Here is a 20,612-nt window from a genome sequence, read left to right as displayed (position 1 = left end):
CTTGCCAGAAGATTGAGGCCGGCACCAGCGCCCGCTGGAGATGGGCGCAGCCGGCGGATCCGCCGGCACCTCCGCCCGGGCTGTGTCGCCCGGGGTCAGCCGACGACGCGGCCGATGAAAGGGAGTTCCCGGAACGCGTGGGCGACGTCCATGCCGTAGCCGACGACGAAATGGTCGGGGCAGTCGATGCCGACATGGTCGGCTTCGATCGCGGCCTTGCGCTTGCCCTTCTTGTCGAGGAGGACGGCGAGCTTCACGGCGTCGGCGCCGCGCGAGAGCAGCAGATCGCGGGCGAAGGCGAGGGTGCGGCCGGATTCCAGGATGTCGTCGACGAGAAGCACGGTGCGGCCCGCCACCTCGCAATCGACGTCCCTGAGAATGCGGACCTCGCCGCCTTCCGTTCCTGCGCCGTAGCTCGACAGCGAGATGAACTCGACCTCCGGGGCAAGACCGGCACGGTGCATCGCCCGGATGAGGTCGGCGGCGAAGACGAAGGAGCCTTTCAGCACGGAGACGACGAGCAGGTTCGCGGAAGGGCCCACGGCAATTTCCGCGGCGATCCGGTCGACCTCGGCGGCGATTCGTGCCGCATCGAACAAGACGTCGATCTGTTTGTCCCGGACGGTGATCAAGGCGATGCTGTCTCCTGCGGCGCGAGGCCGACGCTGATGTCGCCCGTCGTACCTGCCGGCACCGCGATTCGCGAGACGAAGCCGATCGATTCGTGTGGACCGATGAGCGCGACGGCCGGGATGAACGGCTTCTCGTGCACGGTGCCGTCGGGATGGCGGAAGGCGATCCTGAGCAGCGGCGCCGAGGTCGCGCTGTCGGAGGCGTTGCTGATCGTCCCTTCCACCGAGAGTACGGCGCTCTCGCCGCGCGGCTCCGTGCTGGCCGAGACGTTCTCGACCTTGATCGCCGAGCCCGGCGTGTCGAGCGCCCGGGCGGCGATCGAAGGCGAGGGGAAGGAGAGAAGGAAGGTCGGGATGAGGGCAAGGCCGAGGATGAAGGCGCCGGCCGCGAGAAGCGCCTGCGCGGGCGAGATCACGCGCCGCTTCGCCGCCACCGTCGCGGCGCCGTCCTCCGGCCCGTCCGAAGATCCGGGGCCTTGTGCCGCGGCCATTGCCTGCCAGATGAGATCGCGGCTTTGCGGGCGCCGGGCGGCCGGGCCGCCGGGCGTCGCCGCGCCAGGCTGCTCCGTCTTGCGGCGGCCGAAAGGACGGTACGGAACCGCAGCCTCGGCCTCGGCCGACTGCGAGAACGCTGTAAAGGCAGGTCGCTCAAGGGCGGCCTGGCGCTCTGCCGCGGTCTTGTGCCGCGGCGTGCGCCCCGTGACCTCGGCCTCGCCGTCGATGACGAAGGGGGCGCGGGCTCCCGCGCGAGATCGAGGGGCGCCTGCGCCGTGCGCGTCGCGCGCAGTTCTGCCGAGATCGCTCATCTGCATGGGCTCCGCTGGTCGATTCAGCAAGAGTTAACGATTTATGCTTAACAAACTCTAAAGCTTGCCGGGAGCGTCAAGCCGGGGAGCGGGCGCAGAATCAACATAAGTCCGGGGCAGGATTGCATCCGGTAGAAGGCGGCCTCGCCGGATCGGGACCGCCCGTCGAAGGATGTGCCCGGCGAAGATGAGGATTGGAAGCGGCATGGTGCGTCGTCGAGGCGAGAGGCGCCTCCCGGCGAGAGCTTGGAGGGGAGGGCGGTGATTCGGTTCGAGAATGTCGGGCTTCGATACGACATGGGGCCGGAAGTCCTTCGCGATCTCTCCTTCGAGATCCGGCGCCAGTCCTTCCAGTTCCTGACCGGGCCCTCCGGCGCGGGGAAGACGAGCCTGCTCCGGATGCTGTTCCTGGCGCTGAAGCCGACGCGCGGGCTGATCACAGTCCTCGGCAAGGACGTTGCCACCCTCTCGCGCAGGGATCTGCCTTCGATCCGCCGGCGCATCGGCGTCGTCTTCCAGGACTTCCGCCTGCTCGACCACATGACCACCTACGAAAACGTCGCCCTGCCGCTGCGCGTGCGCGGCCGCGAGGAAGCCTCCTACCGCCAGGACGTCGTCGACCTGATCAAATGGGTGGGCCTCGGCGAACGCATGAACGCGCTGCCCGTCGTCCTCTCCGGTGGCGAGAAGCAGCGCGCGGCGATCGCCCGGGCGCTGATCGACCAGCCGGACATCCTCCTCGCCGACGAGCCCACCGGGAACGTCGACCCGCCGCTCGCCCGGCGGCTGCTGCGCCTGTTCCTAGAGCTCAACCGCACCGGCACCGCCGTGGTGATCGCGACGCACGATCTCGGCCTGATGGACCAGGTCGACGCACGGCGGCTGATCCTCTCCGACGGCCGGCTCGACATCTATGACTGAGATGACGGCGCGCTGGTTCGACCTTCGCCTGGCTGCCGGGCGTCTCGTCCGCCGGAGGCGGCACGCCCGGCAGACGCCGATCGTGCCCCCCGCCAACGTGGCGGGCCGCGCGCTGACGACGGTCATCGCCATCATGACCTTTCTCGCCAGCCTGACGGTCGGCGCGGTCACGCTCGTCTCCGATTCGGCCGGGCGATGGGAAAATGACATCTCCCGCGAAGTCACCGTCCAGGTGAAGCCGGAGGAGGGGCTCGACATGGCGGCGGCGCTTCAGCGCGTGCGGACGATCGCGCTCGGCTCGGCCGGTGTCACCGATGCCCGCATCCTCGACGACGCGGCGACCGGCCGGCTGCTCGAGCCCTGGCTCGGCAAGGGCGTCGACCTCGATGAACTGCCGGTCCCGCGCCTTGTCGTCATCGGCATCGACGCGCACCACCCGCCGAACTTTTCGGCGCTGTCGCAGACGATCACCGCCGCGGTTCCCGCCGCCGAACTCGACGATCACCGGGGCTGGGTGTCGCGGCTGGTGACGATGGCCCGGGCGATGGTCCTCGCCGGCATCGCCGTGCTCTCCCTGGTGATGATCGCGACCATCCTCACCGTGATCTTCGCGACGCGCGGCGCCATGTCCGGCAATCGCCAGATCATCGAGGTCCTGCATTTCGTGGGCGCGCGGTCGGGCTTCATCGCCGGCGAGTTCCAGCGGCACTTCTTCCGCCTCGGCCTCTTCGGCGCGCTCGTCGGCGGCAGTCTCGCCATGCTCGTCTTCTACGGCATGAGCTGGTGGACCGAAACCAACCGGGCGACCCCGGAAGCCGATCAGATCAGCGCCCTGTTCGGCTCCTTCGCCATCGACTGGCAGGGCTACGTCGGCGTCGTGCTTCTGATCGCAACCGTGGCGGGTCTGACGGCGTTCACGTCACGGCTGACGGTCATCAGGCAGCTGGAGGCAATCGACATGATTTCTCCGGTGGAAGGGTAATGAAGCGTTAACGCGCGTCTTCGAGACTCGCGGCATGGTCGGATCCGGCGCCTTTCCTGCGCCGCATTCGGCTGTAGCGTCGTTGTGGCGGCGCGTGAACGGGAACAGGGCATGAGCGAGCACAGGACGATCATCCGGCGAGCGCCGATCCGCCGGCTTCGGGCGACGGGCGGGGCCCCGGCCGTCGCGGGCCGCCGTCCTCCGCGATCCGGACGTCGTGCCGCGTCCGCCTCGGCCTCGGCATGCCGAAAGGTCTGGTTTGATTTCCGACCGGGTCGTGCGGCATGACGCTCGNCCTCCCCCCCCGGGCCGCCGTCCTCCGCGATCCGGACGTCGTGCCGCGTCCGCCTCGGCCTCGGCATGCCGAAAGGTCTGGTTTGATTTCCGACCGGGTCGTGCGGCATGACGCTCGCCATGACCGGATATGACGGCACCAGCATGCGGATGGGAGAGGCGCTGCCGCGCCAGCGCGTCGCGGCGCACTTTCGCCGGGCGATGCTGGTCCTCGCCGTCCTCGTGCTCGGCTTCGGCGGCTATTTCTTCGGCGGCTTCGTGCGCTTCACCGAGGAGGTCTCGGCCTTCGCCCATCCGCCGGCCGTCGACCGGGCCGACGGCATCGTCGTCCTGACCGGCGGGGCGCTGCGGATCGATCACGCCATCGACCTCCTGAAGGACGGCCGCGGCAAGCGCCTGCTGATCAGCGGCGTCAATCCGGGCACCAGCGCCGCGACCATCGCGCGGATGACCGGCACCGACAGGGCCTGGTTCGACTGCTGCGTCGACATCGACTACGCGGCGCTGAACACGGTGGGCAATGCCGAGATCGCCGACCGCTGGGCAAAGAAGCGGGGCTTCAAGAAGCTGATCCTCGTCACCAGCGACTATCACATGCCGCGCTCGCTGTTCGAGTTCGACCGCCTGTCCACGATCCAGTCGGTGACGCCCTATGCGGTGCGCCGGGACGACCTGTGGCAGCGCGACGCGTTCCCGAATGCCGCCGGCCTGAGGATCCTGCTGACGGAATATGCCAAGCTCCTGGCGACGCGGACGCGGGCGGGCCTCGGGCTGCTGCCGCGGCAGGGCGCGACGTCCGAGATCGCCGATGGGGGCGAGCGAGCCCATCGCCGCTGAAGACGGGTCTCGCCGGCGCGTTGCAGGCCTGCGGCTCCCGGCCTCTCGCTTTGCGCGGCGCGCTGTCGTAGACCGCTCCCCAGACGGCGCCGGGATCCTGTCCGAGCCGGACCATGCGGCCTCGATGGTGCGATGACCCTTCTGCGATCGCTCGCCTTCAACTGTCTCTTCTATCTGAACCTGACGGTGCAGCTCCTTCTCTTCGCGCCGGTCTTCTTCGTCGTGTCGGAGGAGCAGGACTGGCGCATCGTGAAGAACTGGGCGCGCTCCAGCCTGTGGCTCCTCCGCCGTGTCGCGGGGACGCGGTCGGAGGTTACCGGCGTCGAGAACCTGCCGCGCTCCAGCGCCATCATCGCCGCCAAGCACCAGTCCTACTGGGACGTCCTCGCGCTGGTCGCCGTCGTCGAGCGGCCGACCTTCATCCTGAAGAAGGAGCTGATGCGCGTGCCGGTGTTCGGCGCCTATGCCCGCCGGATGAAGATGATCCCGGTCGATCGGGCGAAGCGGGGCGGCGCCATCGCCTCCATGGTGGCCGGGGCCGAGGCGGCGATCGCCGACGGCCGGCAGATCATCATCTTCCCCGAGGGGACGCGCACCCTGCCGGGCGTCGAGCAGGACTACCGCCAGGGCGTCTTCCGTCTCTACGAGGCGCTGGACCTGCCGGTCGTGCCGGTGGCGCTGAATTCCGGGCTCTACTGGCTGCGCACGTCGCCGCGGCGGCTGCCCGGCACCATCCACGCCGACATCCTGGAGCCGATCCCGTCCGGCCTGCCGCGTCAGGAATTCCTGCCGGCGCTTCGCACTGCGATCGAGACACGCTCCGGCGAGCTCGCCGCCGAAGCCGTGGCTCGCGACGGCCTGCCGCCGCTCGCCTCGGCGGGCTCTGCCGGACTGCCGGAGGCAGCAGGCGCGACGCGTGATCGGCGGTCGGCGCGCGGCTGACCGCACTGCTTGCCGCCGGTTTCACCGGCTCAGAGCCGCGCGACGACCTCTTCCAGCCAGCGGTCGCGCAGGCCCATCTCATGGATATGTTCGAGGGCGCTGACGACGTAGTCGAGGTTCGGTCCCGACTGGCCATGCGCCCGGCCGACGATCCTGGCTGCCTCGGCGGTGCCGAGCCGGCCGGCATACTGGGAATGGCCGCGGTCGACGACATAGGTGAGCGCCCGCACCGGGCGCCCGTCCGACAGCCGCACCGGCAGCGTCAGCTCGCGATAGACGTTGGTGACGAGCTCACGGGCCCTGAGATAGGCGACGACCGCCTCGGCCTTCGCATCCTCGACCCGGAAGGCCATGCCGACGCAGGAGCCGCCGCGGTCGAGGCCGAAGACGAGCCCCGGACGCTCCGCGGTGCCGCGATGGACATGGGAGTGGACGCAGAGCGCCCGGTGGTAGCCGGCGAGCCGCGCCTTGCAGCGCTCGGCGGGATCGAATCCCGGCCGCCAGATCAGCGATCCATAGCCGAATACCCAGAGATCGCTCATTGCCGTGAAATCGCCTCGCGCATCGGTTCTGCCATTCCGGTTCCGCCGGTCGGCGACGCCTTGCGGATCGTCGCCCGGCGTCGTCTTGTTGCCGAAGCGATTCGCTGTCTTCGGACCGCGGGAGGAGAAGGAAGCAGCATGGCCGCGTCAAGCGACAGTCGCAGGAGAACCCGCCGGGCCTATCTCGGCGTCGTGGTGGTTGCGCTGGTCCTCGCAGCCGGCCTCTCCGGTGCCTGGTATTATCTCGCCGCCCAGCTCGACCTCGGCGTCACCCGGGCGCTCGCCTCCGCCAAGGCGCACGGCACCGACATTTCCTGCCCGAACCGCGAGGTGTTCGGCTATCCGTTCCGGCTCGGCCTCAGCTGCGCCTCGGTGAGTATCGACGGCGACCGCATCAAGGCGACCGCCGGTGCGTTCCACTCCGCGGCGCAGATCTACCAGCCGAACAAGGTCGTGGCCGAACTCAAGGGACCGCTGACGCTCGATACGCCCGACGCGCCGCCGCTCGACCTCACCTGGGCGCTCACCCAGGCGAGCGCGACCTTCTGGACGCAGGGGCTCGACCACTTCGCCCTCGTCTCGGACCAGCCGGTGGTGGCGCTGGCCGAACCGGGAGCGGCGCGCGAGCCGCTTCTCGAGGCGAGCCACAGCGAGACCCATGCCCGGCGGCGCGGCGAGGACCTCGATCTCGCCTTCTCGCTTCGCGGCGCGAAGGTCGTGGCGCCCGGCGCGCCGGATCTTCCGCCGATCGACACCGCCACCGACGTCACGATCGCCGGCGCCGCGGACTGGCTTTCGGGGCGCATGCCGCAGCAGTCGGCCCGCGCTCTGATGGCGGGGCGACAGGTCACGCTGCGCTCGCTGCTCGTCAACGCGGGGTCGGCGAGTGGGGAGCTCTCCGGCACGTTCTCCTTCGACGCGAAGGGCCGGGTGACCGGCGACTTCGAAGTGGCGGTGGACCGGCCGGACGAAATTGCCGACCTCGTCGGCAAGGCCGCGCCGCAGCTGAAGTCGATCGCCCGTTCGGTCGCCTCGGCGATGCCGTTCATCGGGAGGCCGCGGAACGGCAAGACGGTCATCAAGATCGCCGCGCGCAACGGCATGCTCTCCGCCGGCATCATCCCGCTCGGACCGCTTCCGCCGCTGCAGTGAGCGGCGGCCGAGGGCGTCGCTTCTCGCGAAATCCGCCGAGCGGTTCACGTCAAATCCTGCATTTTCGCACCGGACTATGACGCAGATCACAGCCGCGACGATCGCAAAGCCGTAAGACACCTCTCGCGGAAGAGGGGAGGTCGGGTGATGGTGACTCAGTGCTTTCGGCGCATTCGGCGGATCCGGCGCGAGCTGCGGCTGTGGCGCGCCATGCGCGAAAGGGCGCAGCATGCGAGGACGGAGGGAATGGTGCGTCCCACCGCGGACCGGGCGACGGCGAGCCCCTCCGGCTGGTCGGCCTGGGACGGTGACGGCGCCTTCGGCTTTGCCGATGCCGCGGTGGCGTAGGGCCGCTGGGCAACATCGCCGCCTCCTGGCCCGGCACACGGCGCGTCACGACCTCTTGAGCTCGCAGCCCTCCGGCGAAGGGCGGCGGGGCGCCCTGTCGCCTTGTCTCGCCGAGCGCCTGTTTAGGCGGCGCTGCGGGCGCGCCCCGGTGCGGCGAGGCCGCGCGAGGCTCGCTGCTGCAGCGCATGGACCGGATTTCTGCCGGCTTCGCTCCGGCCCAGCTGGAACTGCGCGATCAACTGCTTCAACGAGGCGCTCTCGCTCGCAAGCGAACTCGCCGCCGCCGTCGACTCCTCGACCATGGCGGCGTTCTGCTGCGTCGTCTGATCCATCTGCGTCACCGCTGTGTTGACTTCGGCGAGGCCGGTCGACTGCTCGCGCGCGGCGGTCGCGATGGCGCTCATGTGGTCGTTGATCTCGGCGATGAGCCTGCCGATCGTATCGAGCGCCTGACCGGTCTCGCTGACGAGCTGCACGCCCGTCGACACTTCCGAAGCAGAGGCCGAGATGATCGTCTTGATCTCGCGCGCGGCGTTCGCCGACCGCTGTGCCAGCTCGCGCACCTCCTGCGCCACGACCGCGAAGCCGCGGCCGGCTTCGCCCGCCCGGGCAGCCTCGACGCCGGCATTGAGGGCGAGGAGGTTGGTCTGGAAGGCAATCTCGTCGATCACGGAGATGATGTTCGCGATCTGGTTGGACGAGCCTTCGATCCGGCTCATCGCCTCGACGGCGTGGGTCACGACCGCACCCGATTCCACCGCGCTCTGATTGGCCTTGACGGCAACGGCGCGGGCTTCCTCGACGCGCCTGGAGGAAGCGCCGACGGTCGAAGTGATCTGGCCGAGTGCGGCTGCGGTCTCTTCCAGCGCCGCAGCCTGCTGCTCGGTGCGCTGCGCGAGGACGCCGGCGCTGCCGGCCACGTCCTTCGAACTCGCATCGATGCTCGACGCGGTTTCCGCGACCGTCGCCAGCGTGCGCGCGAGTTGCTGGACCGCGCTGTTGAAGTCGGCGCGCAGCTGCTCGAACTCCGGCGCGAAGCGGGTCTCGATCTGAACGCTCAGGTCGCCGGCGGAGAGCGACTTCAGCCCCGCCGCGAGGTCGGCGGTCGCCTGCGCCATGGCGGCGGCGCGTTCGCGGTCCGAGCGCTCGCGCTTGGCCCGGTCCGCTTCCGAACTCGACCGCGTCGCCTCGACTTCCTGATCGGACGCTTCCTTGGCGAGAGCGGTCCGGCGGAACGTCTCCACCGCGCCGGCGATCGCCCCGATCTCGTCGGTCCGGTCGGCGTAGGGAATGGCGGTGTCGTTGTCGCCGTCTGCCAGGCTGCGCATGGAGCCGATGAGCGTCGAGATCGGCGAGGCGATCCGCGACAGCACGAACCAGCAGGCGGCGAGGACGATGACGATCGACACGAGCGCGATCAGGATCGTGACGATCCGGGTGACCGAGGATGTCGTCGCAAAGTCCGCGAACAGACCGTCGGCTTCACTGCGGTTGGCCGTCACCATCGACGTGATGGCCGGCTTCATCGCGCCGTAGAGGTCCATCATCTCTCCGGCATAGAGGGCCAGGGCGCCATTCTTGTCGCCGGCGTCGGCGAGCTTGATGAGCTTCTCCTCGTCGGCGAGATAGGCCTTGTACTTGTCGCCGATCGCGATGAACTTCGCCCGTTCCGCCGTATGATCCGGCTCGATCATGCCGAGATAGATGTCGTAGTTCTTGGAGAAGTTCGCCTTGGCGGTGGCGATGGAGGCCTCGATCGCCGCGCGGCGGTCAGCCGCGGACGACGCGATCAGGCTGCCGCCGTCGGCCCGCAGCTGCCCGAGGGACGCGTTCATCGCGTTGGCCGACTCCATGCTCGGCAGGACGTCGCCTTGAAGATCGGCGACGGTTCCCTCGGCACCCAGCAGGTTGAAAAAGCCGATGCCAACTTGAAGTAGGACGAGCAGGCCAATACCCGCCATGGCCGATGCCATTTTAAACTTTATCGAAGAAACGTTCATATACCACGCCTTCTGATGTGCCGCGAGGGAAGATCTGTGGCGTCGTCATAAGTCGCGGCCGTTGCGTAAGTCTTAAAACACAGAACATTCAATCGGTGGAGGAATATGCTGCAATTTAATACTGAGGACTGAGGTCCGGCGAATACGAGCTAGTTAATAAGCACGATAATGCTTACGGTATCCGCGATCTTCCTTGTGTGCGTGCACTTTTCGCAGGGATCATCGGGTGCGGCCAGACCGAGCGGCCGAACCGTCCGCCGGTCGCCAGCGGGTTTCCAGGGGGGCTTCAGGAAGGCGCCGACGCTGCGGTGGCGGCCTCATGTCGCGAACGAGGCACCAAGCGAGCGCGCCCCTATGGCGTCGGCTTCGACGCCTGCTTCGTATGGTCGCGGCCGAAGTCCGGCTTCGCCGTGTCCTGGCCCGCGTCGACGATGCCGCGGCGGATCGCCCTGGTGCGGGTGAAGAGCTCGAACAGCGTGTCGCCGTCGCCCCAGCGGATCGCCCGCTGCAGCGAGGCGAGGTCCTCGGAGAATCGGGCGAGCATTTCCAGCACCGCGTCGCGGTTGGTCAGGAAGACGTCGCGCCACATGGTCGGGTCGGAGGCGGCGATGCGGGTGAAGTCGCGAAAGCCCGAGGCCGAGAACTTCACCACTTCCTGCTGCGTCACCGTTTCCAGATCGGCGGCCGTGCCGACGATGTTGTAGGCAATGAGGTGCGGCACGTGGGAGACGATCGCCAGCACCAGGTCGTGATGGTCCGACGTCATGATCTCGACGGTCGAGCCGCACGCCTCCCAGAAGCGCTTCAGCCGGTCGACGGCGTCCGCATCCGTACCCTCGACCGGCGTCAGGATGCACCAGCGGTTCTCGAACAGTTCGAGGAAGCCGGCGTCGGGGCCGGACTGCTCGGTGCCGGCGATCGGATGGGCCGGGACGAAATGCACGTGCGCCGGCAGATGCGGCTGCATCTGCTGGATCACCGCGCCCTTCACCGAGCCGACATCGGAAACGATCGCGCCGGGCTTCAGGGCATGGGCGATCTCCTTCGTCACCGCTCCGCAGGAGCCGACCGGGACGCAGAGGATGACGAGATCGGCGTTCCTCACGGCCTCGGACGCGTCGAGGTGGTAGCTGTCGCCGAGTTTCAGTTCCTCGGCGCGGGCCAGCGTCTCCGCCCGGCGCGTGGTGATCGCGATGTGACGGGCGAGGCCGTGCGCCTTGATGTTGTGCGCCAGCGACGAACCGATGAGGCCGATGCCGATCAGCGCGACGCGCTCGAACAGGGGCTCCGTCATGCCGTGCCGCCCTGCAGGAATTCGTCGAGCGCCGCGACGACGCCGCGATTGGCCTCTTCGGTCCCGATCGACATGCGCAGCGCGTTGGGGAAGCCGTAGCCCGCGACCCGCCGAAGGATGTAGCCGCGCGCCGTCAGGAAGGCGTCCGCCTCCGCCGCGCCCTTGCCGGGCATGCCCGGGAAGTGGATCAGGATGAAGTTGCCGACGCTCGGGGTGACGGAGAGGCCGAGGCCCTCCAGCGCCTTCGTCGTCCATTCCAGCCATTCGGCGTTGAAGGCGACGGCCTTGTCGAGGAAGGCGCGGTCGCGGATCGCCGCGGCGCCGGCGGCGATCGCCATGGCGTTGAGGTTGAACGGGCCGCGCACGCGGTCGAGGGTCGAGACGATCTCCTCCGGCCCGTACATCCAGCCGATGCGCAGTGCCGCGAGACCGTAGATCTTCGAGAAGGTGCGCGTCATCACGACATTCTGGAAGTCTGACACCAACTCGATGCCGGCGCCGTAGTCGTTGCGCCGGACATATTCGGCATAGGCGGCATCGAGGACCAGGATGACGTGCGGCGGCAGGCCGGCATGCAGCCGGCGGACCTCGTCGAACGGGATATAGGTGCCGGTCGGATTGTTCGGATTGGCGAGGAAGACGAGCTTGGTCTTCTCGGTCACACGGGCGAGGATCGCGTCGACGTCGGTGCGCGCGTCCTTCTCCGGCGCGACTACCGGCGTCGCGCCGCGGGCGAGGATCTGGATGTGGTAGACGAGGAAGCCGTGCTCGGTGTGGATCGCCTCGTCGCCGGGCGACAGATAGCACTGGCAGAGCAGGCCGAGAAGTTCGTCCGAGCCGTTGCCGCAGAGAATGTTTTGCGGGTTCAGCCCGTGCGTCTCGGCGATCGCCTGCTTCAGCCGGGTGGCCTGGCCGTCCGGGTAGAATTCGAGGTTCGCAGCCGCCGCGAGCGCCGCCTCACGCGCGGCCGGCGGAGGGCCGAGCGGCGTCTCGTTCGAGGAGAGCTTGTGCAGCTTGATGCCCGCCGGCGCCTGGCTCTTGCCGGGCACGTAGACGTCGATATCCAGGACACCCTTGTTCGGAACGGGCTTCATCCGCGTGGCTCGCTTGGCTGGAACCCGCGCCTGGCGCCGGACTTCCAGCGCGAAGGCGTCACGGGGTCGGACGGAAAGGTGCCGCATAGCCCCCAATCGGGCGGATGTCGAGGCCGCTTCCCAACCGGAGCCCGATATCTTCGGGTCGATCCGCGCCCGCGACGATGGCGCTGAAGCGATCGGTGCCGTAGCGCGCTTCGGCGACGACGGTGATGCCATCCCGAGCTTCCGGGGGTTGCGCCAGCCCGTCCACCGCATAGAGCGCGATCTCGGGCGGGACGGGGTCCGCCAGCGGCGGCGCGACGACCAGAGCCGGGGTCGCGGCCTGGCGATCCTCGACCGTAAAGAAGGGCAGGCGGGCGACCACCTGGGCCGTTTCCAGGCCCTGCCACCAGGGGTGGGCGAGGGTCCCGATGGGCAGGACCGCGAGCCGGTCGCCGCCGGCCTCGATCGCGGCGACGGCGTCCTGCGGGGTCTCGCAGAGGATCATCGGAACCGAGAAGCCGAAATAGAAGCGGGCGACCTCCATCGCCGCGACCTGATCCTGCTCCGCGCCGACGACGACGTCGAACGGCGCCTGCAGGGCGGTGAAGGTGGAGATGATCTCGCGCCACAGATGCTCGACGGCGGTCAGCGGCAGATGGCCCTGATGGCGCTCTGCGAGCCGCCGCATCATGTCGGCTTCGCGGCCGGGACGGAAGGCCGCGCCCTTCTTTGCCGTGCCCTTCACCTTGATCAGTTCGTCGATCACCGCGGCGCGCTGCATCAGCAGGCGATGCACCGACTCGTCGATCGCGTCGATCTGGGCGCGCAGCTCCAGAAGCCGCGAAGGATCGGCCTTGCTCGGCGCGTTCATGGCTGTCTCTCCCCTCCAGGTCCCGTCCCCGCCGGCTTCTAGCCCCTGCCGGAAGGCTTGGCAAAGGCGGTCGAGCGTGCCGAGCGACCGGCCCTTGCGCCGACAACATTGCCGCGGGGACGGCGGGCGCGTATCTGTGCGTCACCGATGCGAGCGGGGCCTCTTTCCAGAACTGGACCCTTGTCCGCGAATGCGATGTGCTGAAACCTCATGACCGCCGAACCCGTCCGCAAAGAAGAGCTGGAACACGCCGTCGGCAGCCGCGAGGCGAACGAGCCCTCGAGCCCGGTCGCCCTGTTCGGCGAAGCAGAGCCGCTGCATCTCGACGCCGGCATCGACCTTTCGCCGTTCCAGATCGCCTACAACACCTACGGCACCCTGAACGCCGACAAGTCGAACGCCATTCTCGTCTGCCACGCCCTGACCGGCGATCATTACGCCGCCAGCCAGTCGCCGGTGACCGGCAAGCCCGGCTGGTGGTCCTCGCTGATCGGGTCGGGCAAGCCGATCGATACCGACAAGTATTTCGTCATCTGCTCCAATGTCCTCGGCGGCTGCATGGGCTCGACAGGCCCCGCCTCGATCAATCCCGCGACGGGCGAGCCCTACGGCCTCGACCTGCCGGTGATCACCATCCGCGACATGGTGCGGGCGCAGGCGATGCTGGTCGACCGGCTGGGGATCGACACGCTGTTTGCCGTCATCGGCGGCTCGATGGGCGGCATGCAGGTGCTGCAGTGGACGGTGAGCTATCCGGAGCGCGTCTTCGCCGCGCTGCCGATCGCCACCGGCGCGCGGCACTCGGCCCAGAACATCGCCTTCCACGAGGTCGGGCGGCAGGCGGTCATGGCCGATCCGGACTGGCACGGCGGACGGTATTTCGCCGTCGGCAAGCGTCCGTCGAAGGGCCTCGCCGTCGCGCGGATGACCGCCCACGTCACCTATCTCTCGGAGATGGCGCTGCACAGGAAGTTCGGCCGCAACCTGCAGGACCGCGAGACGCTCGGCTTCGGCTTCGACGCGGATTTCCAGATCGAGAGCTATCTCCGGCACCAGGGCATGACCTTCGTCGACCGCTTCGACGCCAACTCCTATCTCTACATGACCCGGGCGATGGACTATTTCGACATCGCCGGGGACTTCGACGGGAGCCTCGCCGCAGCGTTTCAGGGGTCGAAGACGCGGTTCTGCCTCGTCTCCTTCTCCTCCGACTGGCTGTTTCCGACCGAGGAGAACCGCGCCGTGGTGCACGCGCTGAACGCCGCCGCCGCCTCGGTCTCCTTCGTCGAGATCCAGACCGACCGCGGCCACGACGCTTTCCTGCTCTACGAGCCGGACTTCTTCGGCGCGATCGCCGGCTTCGTCTCCTCGGCGGCCAAGGCGCGGGGACTGGAGCCATGACGATCGCCGAAGCACCCGTTGCGACCAGCGAGACCGTGGCGGCGGCAGCCTCGGCCCGCGTCGACCTCGACCTCATCGCCGAACTCGTCACGCCGGGCAGCCGCGTCCTCGACATCGGCTGCGGTGACGGTGCGCTGCTGGCGCTGCTGGAAGAGCGGCGCCGGGTCGACGGACGCGGCATCGAGCTCAGCCAGGCCGGCGTCAACGAATGCGTCGCGCGCGGCCTGTCGGTGATCCAGGGCGACGCCGATAGCGACCTCGTCCACTATCCCGACGACGCCTTCGACTTCGTCATCCTGTCGCAGACGATCCAGGCGACGCGCAATCCGAAGACGGTGCTGACCGAACTCCTGCGCATCGGCCGGCGGGCGGTTGTCTCCTTCCCGAATTTCGGCCACTGGTCGACCCGCTACTGGCTCGGCCTGCGCGGCCAGATGCCGGTGACCAGCAACCTGACGCATGCCTGGTACGACACGCCGAACATCCACTTCTGCACCATTCGCGACTTCGTGAACCTCGCGGAGGAACTCGGCGCCACCGTCGAGACCGCGATCGCGATCAACGCGACGGGGCAGAAGATGGGCATGAAGATGCCCTGGTGGTTCTGGAACCTGTTCGGCCAGCAGGCGGTCTTCGTGCTGCGGCGGTAGAAAGTCTCCTCAGCCTTCCGCAGCTCGCTGGGTCGATGCTCTATGGATGGCAGTTCGAGCGCTCGGATGAGTGGCGAGCAGGAACGTTGTCTTGCTCCCGCCGCTTCGCTATCTTCTATCCATGCCGACGATCTTGCTCGATGTCACCGCCGAAGAGCAGCGCAAGCTGGAGACCGTCGCCGCGTCGAATGGCGAAAGCGTCAGGGATTATGTGCTGAAGCGGGCCTTGAGCGAGGCTCCCGCGCCGGATCATCTGAGCGAGAGCGAAGCACTACGTGCCATGTCGGACTATCTGTCGCCGCGCATTGAACAGGCGCGGCGCGGCGAGTTCTCGACGAAGTCGCTGTCCGAAATCCGGCGCGAGGCGCGAACTCACGCCGAGCGCTGACCATCGCCATGCGATCCTTCGAGCTTACGCTCGCGGCTGAACAGGATCTGCACGACATCTGGCGCTACGCCCGTGACCAATGGGGTGTGGACCAGGCGGAGACATATTTCGACCGGATCGAGGCATGCTGTGAAGCCATTGGCAACGGGCTGAAGCGGTCAAAGATGCTCGTCGGTCTTCCAGTCGAATTGCGGCTCTCGCGTTGCGAGCACCACTACATCGTCTGGCTGAACGAGCCGCGTCCGGTGATCATCGCGATCCTGCATGAGCGCATGGACTTCCTTCAGCGTCTGAAAGGTCGGCTGTGATCGGCCCATCCTTCAGTCGGTAGATACGCCGTCCCATCGGCCGATTGAGACCGGACCAGCACGGTCATCACGATCGCCGCGGTGGACCTGCGCAAGAGACGATGCGCAGGTCGCTTTTCGCCGCCGGTAATCGCGGGCGAGACGGACATGCCTGTCGGAGCTGACGCGAATGCGTACTCGCTCTCTCCACCTACCCCAGCCGCGCCTTGTGCCAGCGCAGCTGGTCCTCCATGAAGCTGGAGATGAAGTAGTAGCTGTGGTCGTAGCCCTCGCGCATGTTGAGGGTGAGGGCGATCCCGGCGTCCTGGCAGGCCTTGTCCAGCAGTTCAGGCTTCAGCTGGCCTTCGAGGAAGTTGTCGGCCGTGCCCTGGTCGACCAGCAGCGCGTCGACGCGGGCGCCGTCCTCGATCAGGGCGACGGCGTCGTGCTTGCGCCAGGCGCTCTTGTCGTCGCCGAGATAGCCGGGCAGGGCCTTCTCGCCCCAGGGCACCTGGGTCGGCGCGACGATCGGCGAGAAGGCGGAGACCGCCTTGTAGCGCTGCGGAAACGTCAGCCCGATGGTCAGCGCGCCGTGGCCGCCCATCGAATGGCCCATGATCGACTGCCGATCCATGTCGGCCGGGAATTCGGCGGCGACGAGCGTCGGCAGTTCCTCGGTGACATAGGACCACATGCGGTAATTCCTGGCGAAGGGCTGCTCGGTCGCATCCACGTAGAAGCCGGCGCCGAGGCCGAAGTCGTAGGCGCCGGCAGCGTCGTCCGGCACGCCCTCGCCGCGCGGGCTCGTGTCGGGCGCCACGAAGATCAGGCCGAGCTCGGCGCAGATGCGCCGGTACTCGCCCTTCTCGGTGACGTTGGCGTGGGTGCAGGTGAGGCCGGAGAGATACCAGACCACCGGCAGCTTCGCGCCCGCCTCGTGCGGCGGCACGAAGACCGAAAAGGTCATGTCCGTGCCGGTCTCCTTCGAGCCGTGCCTGTAGACGCCCTGGACGCCGCCATGCGCCTTGTTGGTCGAGACGGTCTCCATCAGTAGACCACCACCGAGCGGATCGACTTGCCTTCGTGCATCAGGTCGAAGCCCTTGTTGATCTCTTCGAGCGTCAGCGTGTGGGTGATCATCGGGTCGATCTGGATCTTGCCGTTCATGTACCAGTCGACGATCTTCGGCGTATCCGTGCGGCCCCGCGCGCCGCCGAAGGCCGAGCCCTTCCAGACGCGGCCGGTGACCAGCTGGAACGGTCGGGTGGAGATCGCCTTGCCGGCTTCCGCGACGCCGATGACGACCGAGACGCCCCAGCCGCGATGGCAGGCTTCCAGCGCCTGGCGCATGACGGTCGTGTTGCCGGTGCAGTCGAAGGTGTAGTCGGCGCCGCCGTCGGTCAGCTGGACGAGGTGCTGGACGATGTCGCCGTCCACTTCCTTCGGGTTGACGAAATGCGTCATGCCGAAGCGCTCGCCCCATTCCTTCTTGTCGTTGTTGATGTCGACGCCGACAATCTTGTCGGCGCCGACGAGGCGGGCACCCTGGATGACGTTGAGGCCGATGCCGCCGAGGCCGAAGACGACGACGTTGGAGCCCGGCTCCACCTTCGCCGTGTTGACCACGGCGCCGACGCCGGTGGTGACGCCGCAGCCGCAGTAGCAGGCGGTCTTGAACGGCGCGTCGGTGCGGATCTTGGCGACCGCGATCTCCGGCAGCACGGTGAAGTTCGAGAAGGTCGAGCAGCCCATGTAGTGGAAGATCGGCTTGCCCTTGTAGGAGAAGCGGGTGGTGCCGTCCGGCATCAGTCCCTTGCCCTGCGTCGCGCGGATCGCCGTGCACAGGTTGGTCTTGCCGGAGAGGCAGGACTTACACTGGCGGCATTCCGGCGTGTAGAGCGGGATCACGTGGTCGCCTGGCTTCACGTAGGTCACGCCGGCGCCGACTTCGCGCACGATGCCTGCGCCCTCATGACCGAGGATCGAGGGAAACAGCCCCTCCGAATCGAGCCCGTCCAGCGTGTAGGCGTCGGTGTGGCAGATGCCGGTCGCCATGATCTCGACGAGGACCTCGCCCGCCTTCGGGCCTTCCAGGTCGAGCTCGACGATCTCGAGCGGCTTCTTGGCTTCGAACGCGACGGCGGCGCGTGTCTTCATGGTGCGGGATCTCCTTGCGGTGCCTTGCGCGCTTGCTAGCCAATTCCGGCCGCCGTGCAAATCCCGCGAGCGTCCGTTTCCGCGCCGCCGTCTTAAGTCCCAAGGTTCGGTATCAGAGATTAACCGCCTTCATCCCGGCTTCCGGGTAGCGGGTGCCCGCGGCGGCCCCGGTCGGGAAGGCGGCGTCGATCTCGGCGAGCTCCTGCGGCGTTAGCGTCAGATCGGCTGCGCCGGCGTTCTCCTCGAGATAGGTGACGTGCTTGGTGCCGGGGATCGGCACGATGTCCTTGCCCTGCGCCAGGACCCAGGCGAGCGCCAGCTGCGAGGGCCGGACGCCCTTTCTCTCGGCGATCGTCTCGACGACGGCGACGAGATCGAGGTTCTTCTGGAAGTTGGCGCCGGAAAATCGCGGCGAGCCCTTGCGGAAATCGCCGTCCGGCAGGTCGGCCTCGGACTTGAACCGGCCGGTCAGGAAGCCGCGTCCGAGCGGCGAATAGGGGACGAAGCCGATGCCGAGTTCGCGCGCCGTGGCGAAGAGTTCTGCCTCCGGATCGCGGCTCCACAGCGAATATTCGGTCTGTAGCGCGGTGATCGGATGGACGCCGTGAGCCTTGCGGATCGTCGCCGGCGCCGCCTCCGACAGGCCGAGATGCTTCACCTTGCCCTCCTTCACCAGCTCCGCCATCGCGCCGACCGTCTCCTCGATCGGCGTCTGAGGGTCGACGCGGTGCTGGTAGTAGAGGTCGATGACCTCGACGTTCAGCCGCTTCAGGCTCGCCTCGCAGGCCTGTCTGACATAGTGCGGCTTGCCGCTGATGCCGAGCCGCTCGCCGTTCGGCCCGCGGACATTGCCGAACTTGGTGGCGATCACGACCTGGTCGCGCTTGCCCGCCAGCGCCTTGCCGACCAGGATCTCGTTCCGGCCGACGCCGTACATGTCGGCGGTATCGAAGAAGGTGATGCCGAGATCGATCGCCCGGTGGATGACGTCGATCGATTCCGCCTCGTCGCCGGCGCCGTAGAATTCCGACATGCCCATGCAGCCGAGGCCGATCGCCGAGACCTCGAGATTGCGGCCGAGAATGCGCTTTTCCATGGTGTGTCCGCCTCTGGTGGAGTTCAGGATTGCGACGGCAGATAGCGGTAGCGGCTCCCGCGTCGACTTCGGCGGTGGCGGTGGTTGGAGAACGACCGTGCCGGCGGAGAACGTCCGATTGATCGCGCTGCAGCAACGGGGTAGTCATCGATCCATGCAGAACCTCCTTCCGGACCACCTCGTCAGTGGCTATCAGTCGTTTCTGGAAAAGCGCCTCCCCGCCGAGAAGGCGCGCTTCCGGCAGCTGGCGGAGGCCGGCCAGCATCCGAAGACGATCGTCATCGCCTGCTGCGATTCGCGCACCGCGCCCGAGACGATCTTCGATTCCGCGCCCGGCGAGATCTTCGTCGTGCGCAACGTCGCCAACCTCGTGCCGCCCTTCGAGCCGGACGGCGAGTACCACTCCACCTCGGCGGCGCTGGAATTTGCCATCCATGCCCTGAAGGTCGAGCATGTCGTGGTGCTCGGCCACGGCGGCTGCGGCGGCATCCACGCCGCGCTCTCGCCTTCGGCCGAGCCGCTGTCGCCGGGCGACTTCATCGGCAAGTGGATGAGCCTGCTCGACCCCGTCGCCAAGGCGGTCGGCTCCAACGAGCTGATGACCGCGAGGGAGCGGCAGGCGGCGCTGGAGCGGATCGCCATCCGCTATTCCATCGCCAACCTTCGGACGTTCCCGCAGATCAAGGCGCTGGAGGACGAGGGCAAGCTGACGCTCCACGGCGCCTGGGTCGACATCTCGTCCGGAGAGCTCTGGGCGATGGATCCGGAGACCGGCGACTTCCGCCGGACGGTCGAGCAGGGCTGAGCGACGCCGAAGGATATTCGGGGCAGGCGGCTCGGTGAGCCGGGAGCGGCCGCGAGGCGGCGCAGGCGGCGATCCGGGGGCGCGAACGACGGTTTCCGTGGATGACGTGTCAAAATCGCCACAATCTGTCGCGTTCTGGGACATCCCTGCCTTGCGATTGGGCGCCGGGCCCTTCTTTATGGGGCGAACAGGTTGCCGGGACACGCGGCCGGAGCCGACGGGACGAGGAAGCCGGGGGAAGGCTGAACGACATGACACATGTGTTGAAGACGGGAGCGGCGGTTGTCGCCCTGCTGGTGGCGGCGGGATGTTCGCGCACCGTATCGCCCTATGAGAGCGGCGGTCCCGCGCCGCTGGCACCGGCGCCCGCAGGCAACGTCGCGGCCAGCCAACTGCCTCCGCCTCCTCCGCCGCCGCCGCCACAGTCCTCTACGATCAACGCCGTGCCGCAGGACCAGACGATGGCAGACGCCGGTGCGGCGACCGGCACCGAAAACGCCGGCTCCGACATGACGGGCACCGGTGGAGCGGGCGCCGGCAATGGCGGCTCCGGGCAGACGAAGGGCGGCGGCACGCAGGTCGCCTCGCTCGGCGGCAGTTCGCAGCCGCTGTCCCGCACCGCCGTCAGCGGATTCTACAAGCTCTCGGCCCAGGGCGGCAGCTGCCAGATCGGCCTCGCCTACACCAAATGGGCGGGCGGCTACCGCGCGGCCTCGCGCGGCTGTCCGGGCCAGATCGCCGACGTCACCGCCTGGGACGTTTCCGGCAATCAGATCGTCCTGAAGGACTCCGGTGGCGCCACCATCGCCAGCCTCTCCTCCGTCGGCGGCTCGAAATATTCCGGCCAGACCTCCGGCGGCCAGTCGATCACCATCTATCGCTGACCTTCGCCGGCGACGGCAGGCCCGGATCGCAGCATCAGGAACGGCGGCGGACGAGACGACGTCCAGCCGCCGTTTTCGTGCGGGATGACGTTTCACAGCGGGAAAAGCCGCGAGAGCCGCGGCAGAACGGGAACGGTGCCTGATGCGCACTCCGCCGCGCAAATCGGACCTCCGCACCCGGCCGTGCTTGCGGATGCCCCTCTTCCCCGCCACTTTCGCTGCATTGCAACAGTCCGTCCCCGCA

The 20,612-nt window shown here is 68.0% G+C and carries 21 protein-coding genes; 11 read left to right on the top strand and 10 right to left on the bottom strand.

Translation table 11 applies throughout. The features are described 5' to 3' along the window. Nucleotides 1–95 precede the first annotated feature (95 nt). Together hpt and AB5S17_RS11185 are read right to left on the bottom strand one after the other, a co-directional pair. Nucleotides 96–632 (bottom strand): hypoxanthine phosphoribosyltransferase, encoded by a 537-nt coding sequence (hpt, locus tag AB5S17_RS11190; protein WP_369239274.1) that lies wholly within the window; start codon nt 630–632, stop codon nt 96–98. Continuing rightward, nucleotides 629–1,438, bottom strand: a complete 810-nt coding sequence (locus AB5S17_RS11185; RefSeq protein ID WP_369239272.1) for a hypothetical protein — start codon at nt 1,436–1,438, stop codon at nt 629–631. Before AB5S17_RS11185 ends, hpt begins: the two co-directional genes overlap by 4 nt. Nucleotides 1,439–1,699: 261 nt before the next feature. Here AB5S17_RS11185 and ftsE point away from each other — a divergent pair, with 261 nt between their 5' ends. From ftsE to AB5S17_RS11165, 4 genes are all read left to right on the top strand, one after another. Beyond that, nucleotides 1,700–2,359 (top strand): cell division ATP-binding protein FtsE, encoded by a 660-nt coding sequence (gene ftsE / locus AB5S17_RS11180; RefSeq protein ID WP_369239270.1) that lies wholly within the window; start codon nt 1,700–1,702, stop codon nt 2,357–2,359. Next, nucleotides 2,352–3,341 (top strand): cell division protein FtsX, encoded by a 990-nt coding sequence (locus AB5S17_RS11175; protein WP_369239268.1) that lies wholly within the window; start codon nt 2,352–2,354, stop codon nt 3,339–3,341. Before ftsE ends, AB5S17_RS11175 begins: the two co-directional genes overlap by 8 nt. Nucleotides 3,342–3,755: 414 nt before the next feature. Then, nucleotides 3,756–4,472, top strand: coding sequence for a YdcF family protein (locus AB5S17_RS11170; RefSeq protein WP_369239266.1), 717 nt, complete (start codon nt 3,756–3,758; stop codon nt 4,470–4,472). Nucleotides 4,473–4,604: 132 nt separating this feature from the next. Continuing rightward, nucleotides 4,605–5,414: a lysophospholipid acyltransferase family protein gene (locus AB5S17_RS11165; RefSeq protein WP_369239264.1), complete on the top strand. Its 810-nt coding sequence runs from the start codon at nt 4,605–4,607 to the stop codon at nt 5,412–5,414. Nucleotides 5,415–5,443: 29 nt separating this feature from the next. Here the strand turns inward: AB5S17_RS11165 and AB5S17_RS11160 are convergent, their stop codons facing one another. Beyond that, nucleotides 5,444–5,956 carry a gamma-glutamylcyclotransferase gene (locus tag AB5S17_RS11160; RefSeq protein ID WP_369239262.1) on the bottom strand — a complete coding sequence of 171 codons (513 nt, stop codon included), beginning with the start codon at nt 5,954–5,956 and terminating at the stop codon, nt 5,444–5,446. Nucleotides 5,957–6,094: 138 nt separating this feature from the next. Between AB5S17_RS11160 and AB5S17_RS11155 the strand changes: the two genes are divergently transcribed. Next, complete coding sequence (locus tag AB5S17_RS11155; RefSeq protein WP_369239261.1) at nt 6,095–7,108, top strand: DUF2125 domain-containing protein; 1,014 nt, start codon at nt 6,095–6,097, stop codon at nt 7,106–7,108. A gap of 470 nt (nt 7,109–7,578) precedes the next feature. Here AB5S17_RS11155 and AB5S17_RS11150 read toward each other — a convergent pair whose 3' ends face one another. The 4 genes from AB5S17_RS11150 to pheA form a co-directional block, all read right to left on the bottom strand. After that, nucleotides 7,579–9,456 carry a methyl-accepting chemotaxis protein gene (locus AB5S17_RS11150; protein ID WP_369239259.1) on the bottom strand — a complete coding sequence of 626 codons (1,878 nt, stop codon included), beginning with the start codon at nt 9,454–9,456 and terminating at the stop codon, nt 7,579–7,581. Nucleotides 9,457–9,808: 352 nt separating this feature from the next. Next, on the bottom strand, nt 9,809–10,750 hold the full coding sequence (locus AB5S17_RS11145; protein ID WP_369239257.1) for a prephenate/arogenate dehydrogenase family protein: 942 nt from the start codon (nt 10,748–10,750) through the stop codon (nt 9,809–9,811). Beyond that, nucleotides 10,747–11,844 carry a histidinol-phosphate transaminase gene (gene hisC, locus AB5S17_RS11140; RefSeq protein WP_369239254.1) on the bottom strand — a complete coding sequence of 366 codons (1,098 nt, stop codon included), beginning with the start codon at nt 11,842–11,844 and terminating at the stop codon, nt 10,747–10,749. Before hisC ends, AB5S17_RS11145 begins: the two co-directional genes overlap by 4 nt. A 58-nt stretch (nt 11,845–11,902) precedes the next feature. Then, nucleotides 11,903–12,700, bottom strand: a complete 798-nt coding sequence (gene pheA, locus AB5S17_RS11135; RefSeq protein ID WP_369239252.1) for a chorismate mutase — start codon at nt 12,698–12,700, stop codon at nt 11,903–11,905. Nucleotides 12,701–12,910: 210 nt separating this feature from the next. Here pheA and AB5S17_RS11130 point away from each other — a divergent pair, with 210 nt between their 5' ends. The 4 genes from AB5S17_RS11130 to AB5S17_RS11115 all read left to right on the top strand — a co-directional run bounded on the left by AB5S17_RS11130 (nt 12,911) and on the right by AB5S17_RS11115 (nt 15,447). Next, nucleotides 12,911–14,101 (top strand): homoserine O-acetyltransferase, encoded by a 1,191-nt coding sequence (locus tag AB5S17_RS11130; protein ID WP_369239250.1) that lies wholly within the window; start codon nt 12,911–12,913, stop codon nt 14,099–14,101. Continuing rightward, complete coding sequence (gene metW, locus AB5S17_RS11125; protein WP_369239248.1) at nt 14,098–14,751, top strand: methionine biosynthesis protein MetW; 654 nt, start codon at nt 14,098–14,100, stop codon at nt 14,749–14,751. Before AB5S17_RS11130 ends, metW begins: the two co-directional genes overlap by 4 nt. A 70-nt stretch (nt 14,752–14,821) precedes the next feature. Then, nucleotides 14,822–15,139 carry a hypothetical protein gene (locus AB5S17_RS11120; protein WP_369239246.1) on the top strand — a complete coding sequence of 106 codons (318 nt, stop codon included), beginning with the start codon at nt 14,822–14,824 and terminating at the stop codon, nt 15,137–15,139. A gap of 8 nt (nt 15,140–15,147) precedes the next feature. Continuing rightward, complete coding sequence (locus tag AB5S17_RS11115) at nt 15,148–15,447, top strand: type II toxin-antitoxin system RelE/ParE family toxin (RefSeq protein ID WP_369239244.1); 300 nt, start codon at nt 15,148–15,150, stop codon at nt 15,445–15,447. A gap of 190 nt (nt 15,448–15,637) precedes the next feature. Here AB5S17_RS11115 and fghA read toward each other — a convergent pair whose 3' ends face one another. The 3 genes from fghA to AB5S17_RS11100 form a co-directional block, all read right to left on the bottom strand. After that, a complete protein-coding gene (gene fghA, locus AB5S17_RS11110; RefSeq protein WP_369239243.1) occupies nt 15,638–16,474 on the bottom strand; it encodes an S-formylglutathione hydrolase in 837 nt (278 codons plus the stop codon). After that, the gene (locus AB5S17_RS11105) at nt 16,474–17,583 is read right to left on the bottom strand and encodes an S-(hydroxymethyl)glutathione dehydrogenase/class III alcohol dehydrogenase (protein ID WP_369239242.1); all 1,110 of its coding nucleotides are present in this window, start codon (nt 17,581–17,583) and stop codon (nt 16,474–16,476) included. The genes fghA and AB5S17_RS11105 overlap by 1 nt, the downstream gene beginning before the upstream one ends. A 112-nt stretch (nt 17,584–17,695) precedes the next feature. Beyond that, entirely contained in the window at nt 17,696–18,679 is a 984-nt protein-coding gene (locus AB5S17_RS11100; RefSeq protein WP_369239241.1) for an aldo/keto reductase, read from the bottom strand. 154 nt (nt 18,680–18,833) lie between these two features. Between AB5S17_RS11100 and AB5S17_RS11095 the strand changes: the two genes are divergently transcribed. Then, nucleotides 18,834–19,484, top strand: coding sequence for a carbonic anhydrase (locus AB5S17_RS11095; RefSeq protein ID WP_369239239.1), 651 nt, complete (start codon nt 18,834–18,836; stop codon nt 19,482–19,484). A gap of 251 nt (nt 19,485–19,735) precedes the next feature. Continuing rightward, nucleotides 19,736–20,368: an AprI/Inh family metalloprotease inhibitor gene (locus AB5S17_RS11090; RefSeq protein ID WP_369239237.1), complete on the top strand. Its 633-nt coding sequence runs from the start codon at nt 19,736–19,738 to the stop codon at nt 20,366–20,368. Nucleotides 20,369–20,612: the final 244 nt, after the last annotated feature.

Origin of the sequence: Jiella sp. M17.18, assembly GCF_041027365.1 — a bacterium.
Classification (GTDB): domain Bacteria; phylum Pseudomonadota; class Alphaproteobacteria; order Rhizobiales; family Rhizobiaceae; genus VKMB-3413.
The sequence above is the reverse complement of the archived record's forward strand: the minus strand, read 5'-3'. Positions and strand labels throughout refer to the sequence as shown.

Excerpts from the sequence above, each read along its gene's own strand:
- AB5S17_RS11160 (WP_369239262.1), bottom strand. The coding sequence starts at position 5,956 with ATGAGCGATCTCTGGGTATTCGGCTATGGATCGCTGATCTGGCGGCCG.
- AB5S17_RS11185 (WP_369239272.1), bottom strand. The coding sequence starts at position 1,438 with ATGAGCGATCTCGGCAGAACTGCGCGCGACGCGCACGGCGCAGGCGCC.
- AB5S17_RS11150 (WP_369239259.1), bottom strand. The coding sequence starts at position 9,456 with ATGAACGTTTCTTCGATAAAGTTTAAAATGGCATCGGCCATGGCGGGT.
- fghA (WP_369239243.1), bottom strand. The coding sequence starts at position 16,474 with ATGGAGACCGTCTCGACCAACAAGGCGCATGGCGGCGTCCAGGGCGTC.
- AB5S17_RS11100 (WP_369239241.1), bottom strand. The coding sequence starts at position 18,679 with ATGGAAAAGCGCATTCTCGGCCGCAATCTCGAGGTCTCGGCGATCGGC.
- AB5S17_RS11105 (WP_369239242.1), bottom strand. The coding sequence starts at position 17,583 with ATGAAGACACGCGCCGCCGTCGCGTTCGAAGCCAAGAAGCCGCTCGAG.
- AB5S17_RS11145 (WP_369239257.1), bottom strand. The coding sequence starts at position 10,750 with ATGACGGAGCCCCTGTTCGAGCGCGTCGCGCTGATCGGCATCGGCCTC.
- AB5S17_RS11090 (WP_369239237.1), top strand. The coding sequence starts at position 19,736 with ATGACACATGTGTTGAAGACGGGAGCGGCGGTTGTCGCCCTGCTGGTG.
- AB5S17_RS11130 (WP_369239250.1), top strand. The coding sequence starts at position 12,911 with ATGACCGCCGAACCCGTCCGCAAAGAAGAGCTGGAACACGCCGTCGGC.
- pheA (WP_369239252.1), bottom strand. The coding sequence starts at position 12,700 with ATGAACGCGCCGAGCAAGGCCGATCCTTCGCGGCTTCTGGAGCTGCGC.
- AB5S17_RS11175 (WP_369239268.1), top strand. The coding sequence starts at position 2,352 with ATGACTGAGATGACGGCGCGCTGGTTCGACCTTCGCCTGGCTGCCGGG.
- AB5S17_RS11155 (WP_369239261.1), top strand. The coding sequence starts at position 6,095 with ATGGCCGCGTCAAGCGACAGTCGCAGGAGAACCCGCCGGGCCTATCTC.
- metW (WP_369239248.1), top strand. The coding sequence starts at position 14,098 with ATGACGATCGCCGAAGCACCCGTTGCGACCAGCGAGACCGTGGCGGCG.
- hisC (WP_369239254.1), bottom strand. The coding sequence starts at position 11,844 with ATGAAGCCCGTTCCGAACAAGGGTGTCCTGGATATCGACGTCTACGTG.
- AB5S17_RS11170 (WP_369239266.1), top strand. The coding sequence starts at position 3,756 with ATGACCGGATATGACGGCACCAGCATGCGGATGGGAGAGGCGCTGCCG.
- AB5S17_RS11095 (WP_369239239.1), top strand. The coding sequence starts at position 18,834 with ATGCAGAACCTCCTTCCGGACCACCTCGTCAGTGGCTATCAGTCGTTT.
- AB5S17_RS11115 (WP_369239244.1), top strand. The coding sequence starts at position 15,148 with ATGCGATCCTTCGAGCTTACGCTCGCGGCTGAACAGGATCTGCACGAC.
- AB5S17_RS11165 (WP_369239264.1), top strand. The coding sequence starts at position 4,605 with ATGACCCTTCTGCGATCGCTCGCCTTCAACTGTCTCTTCTATCTGAAC.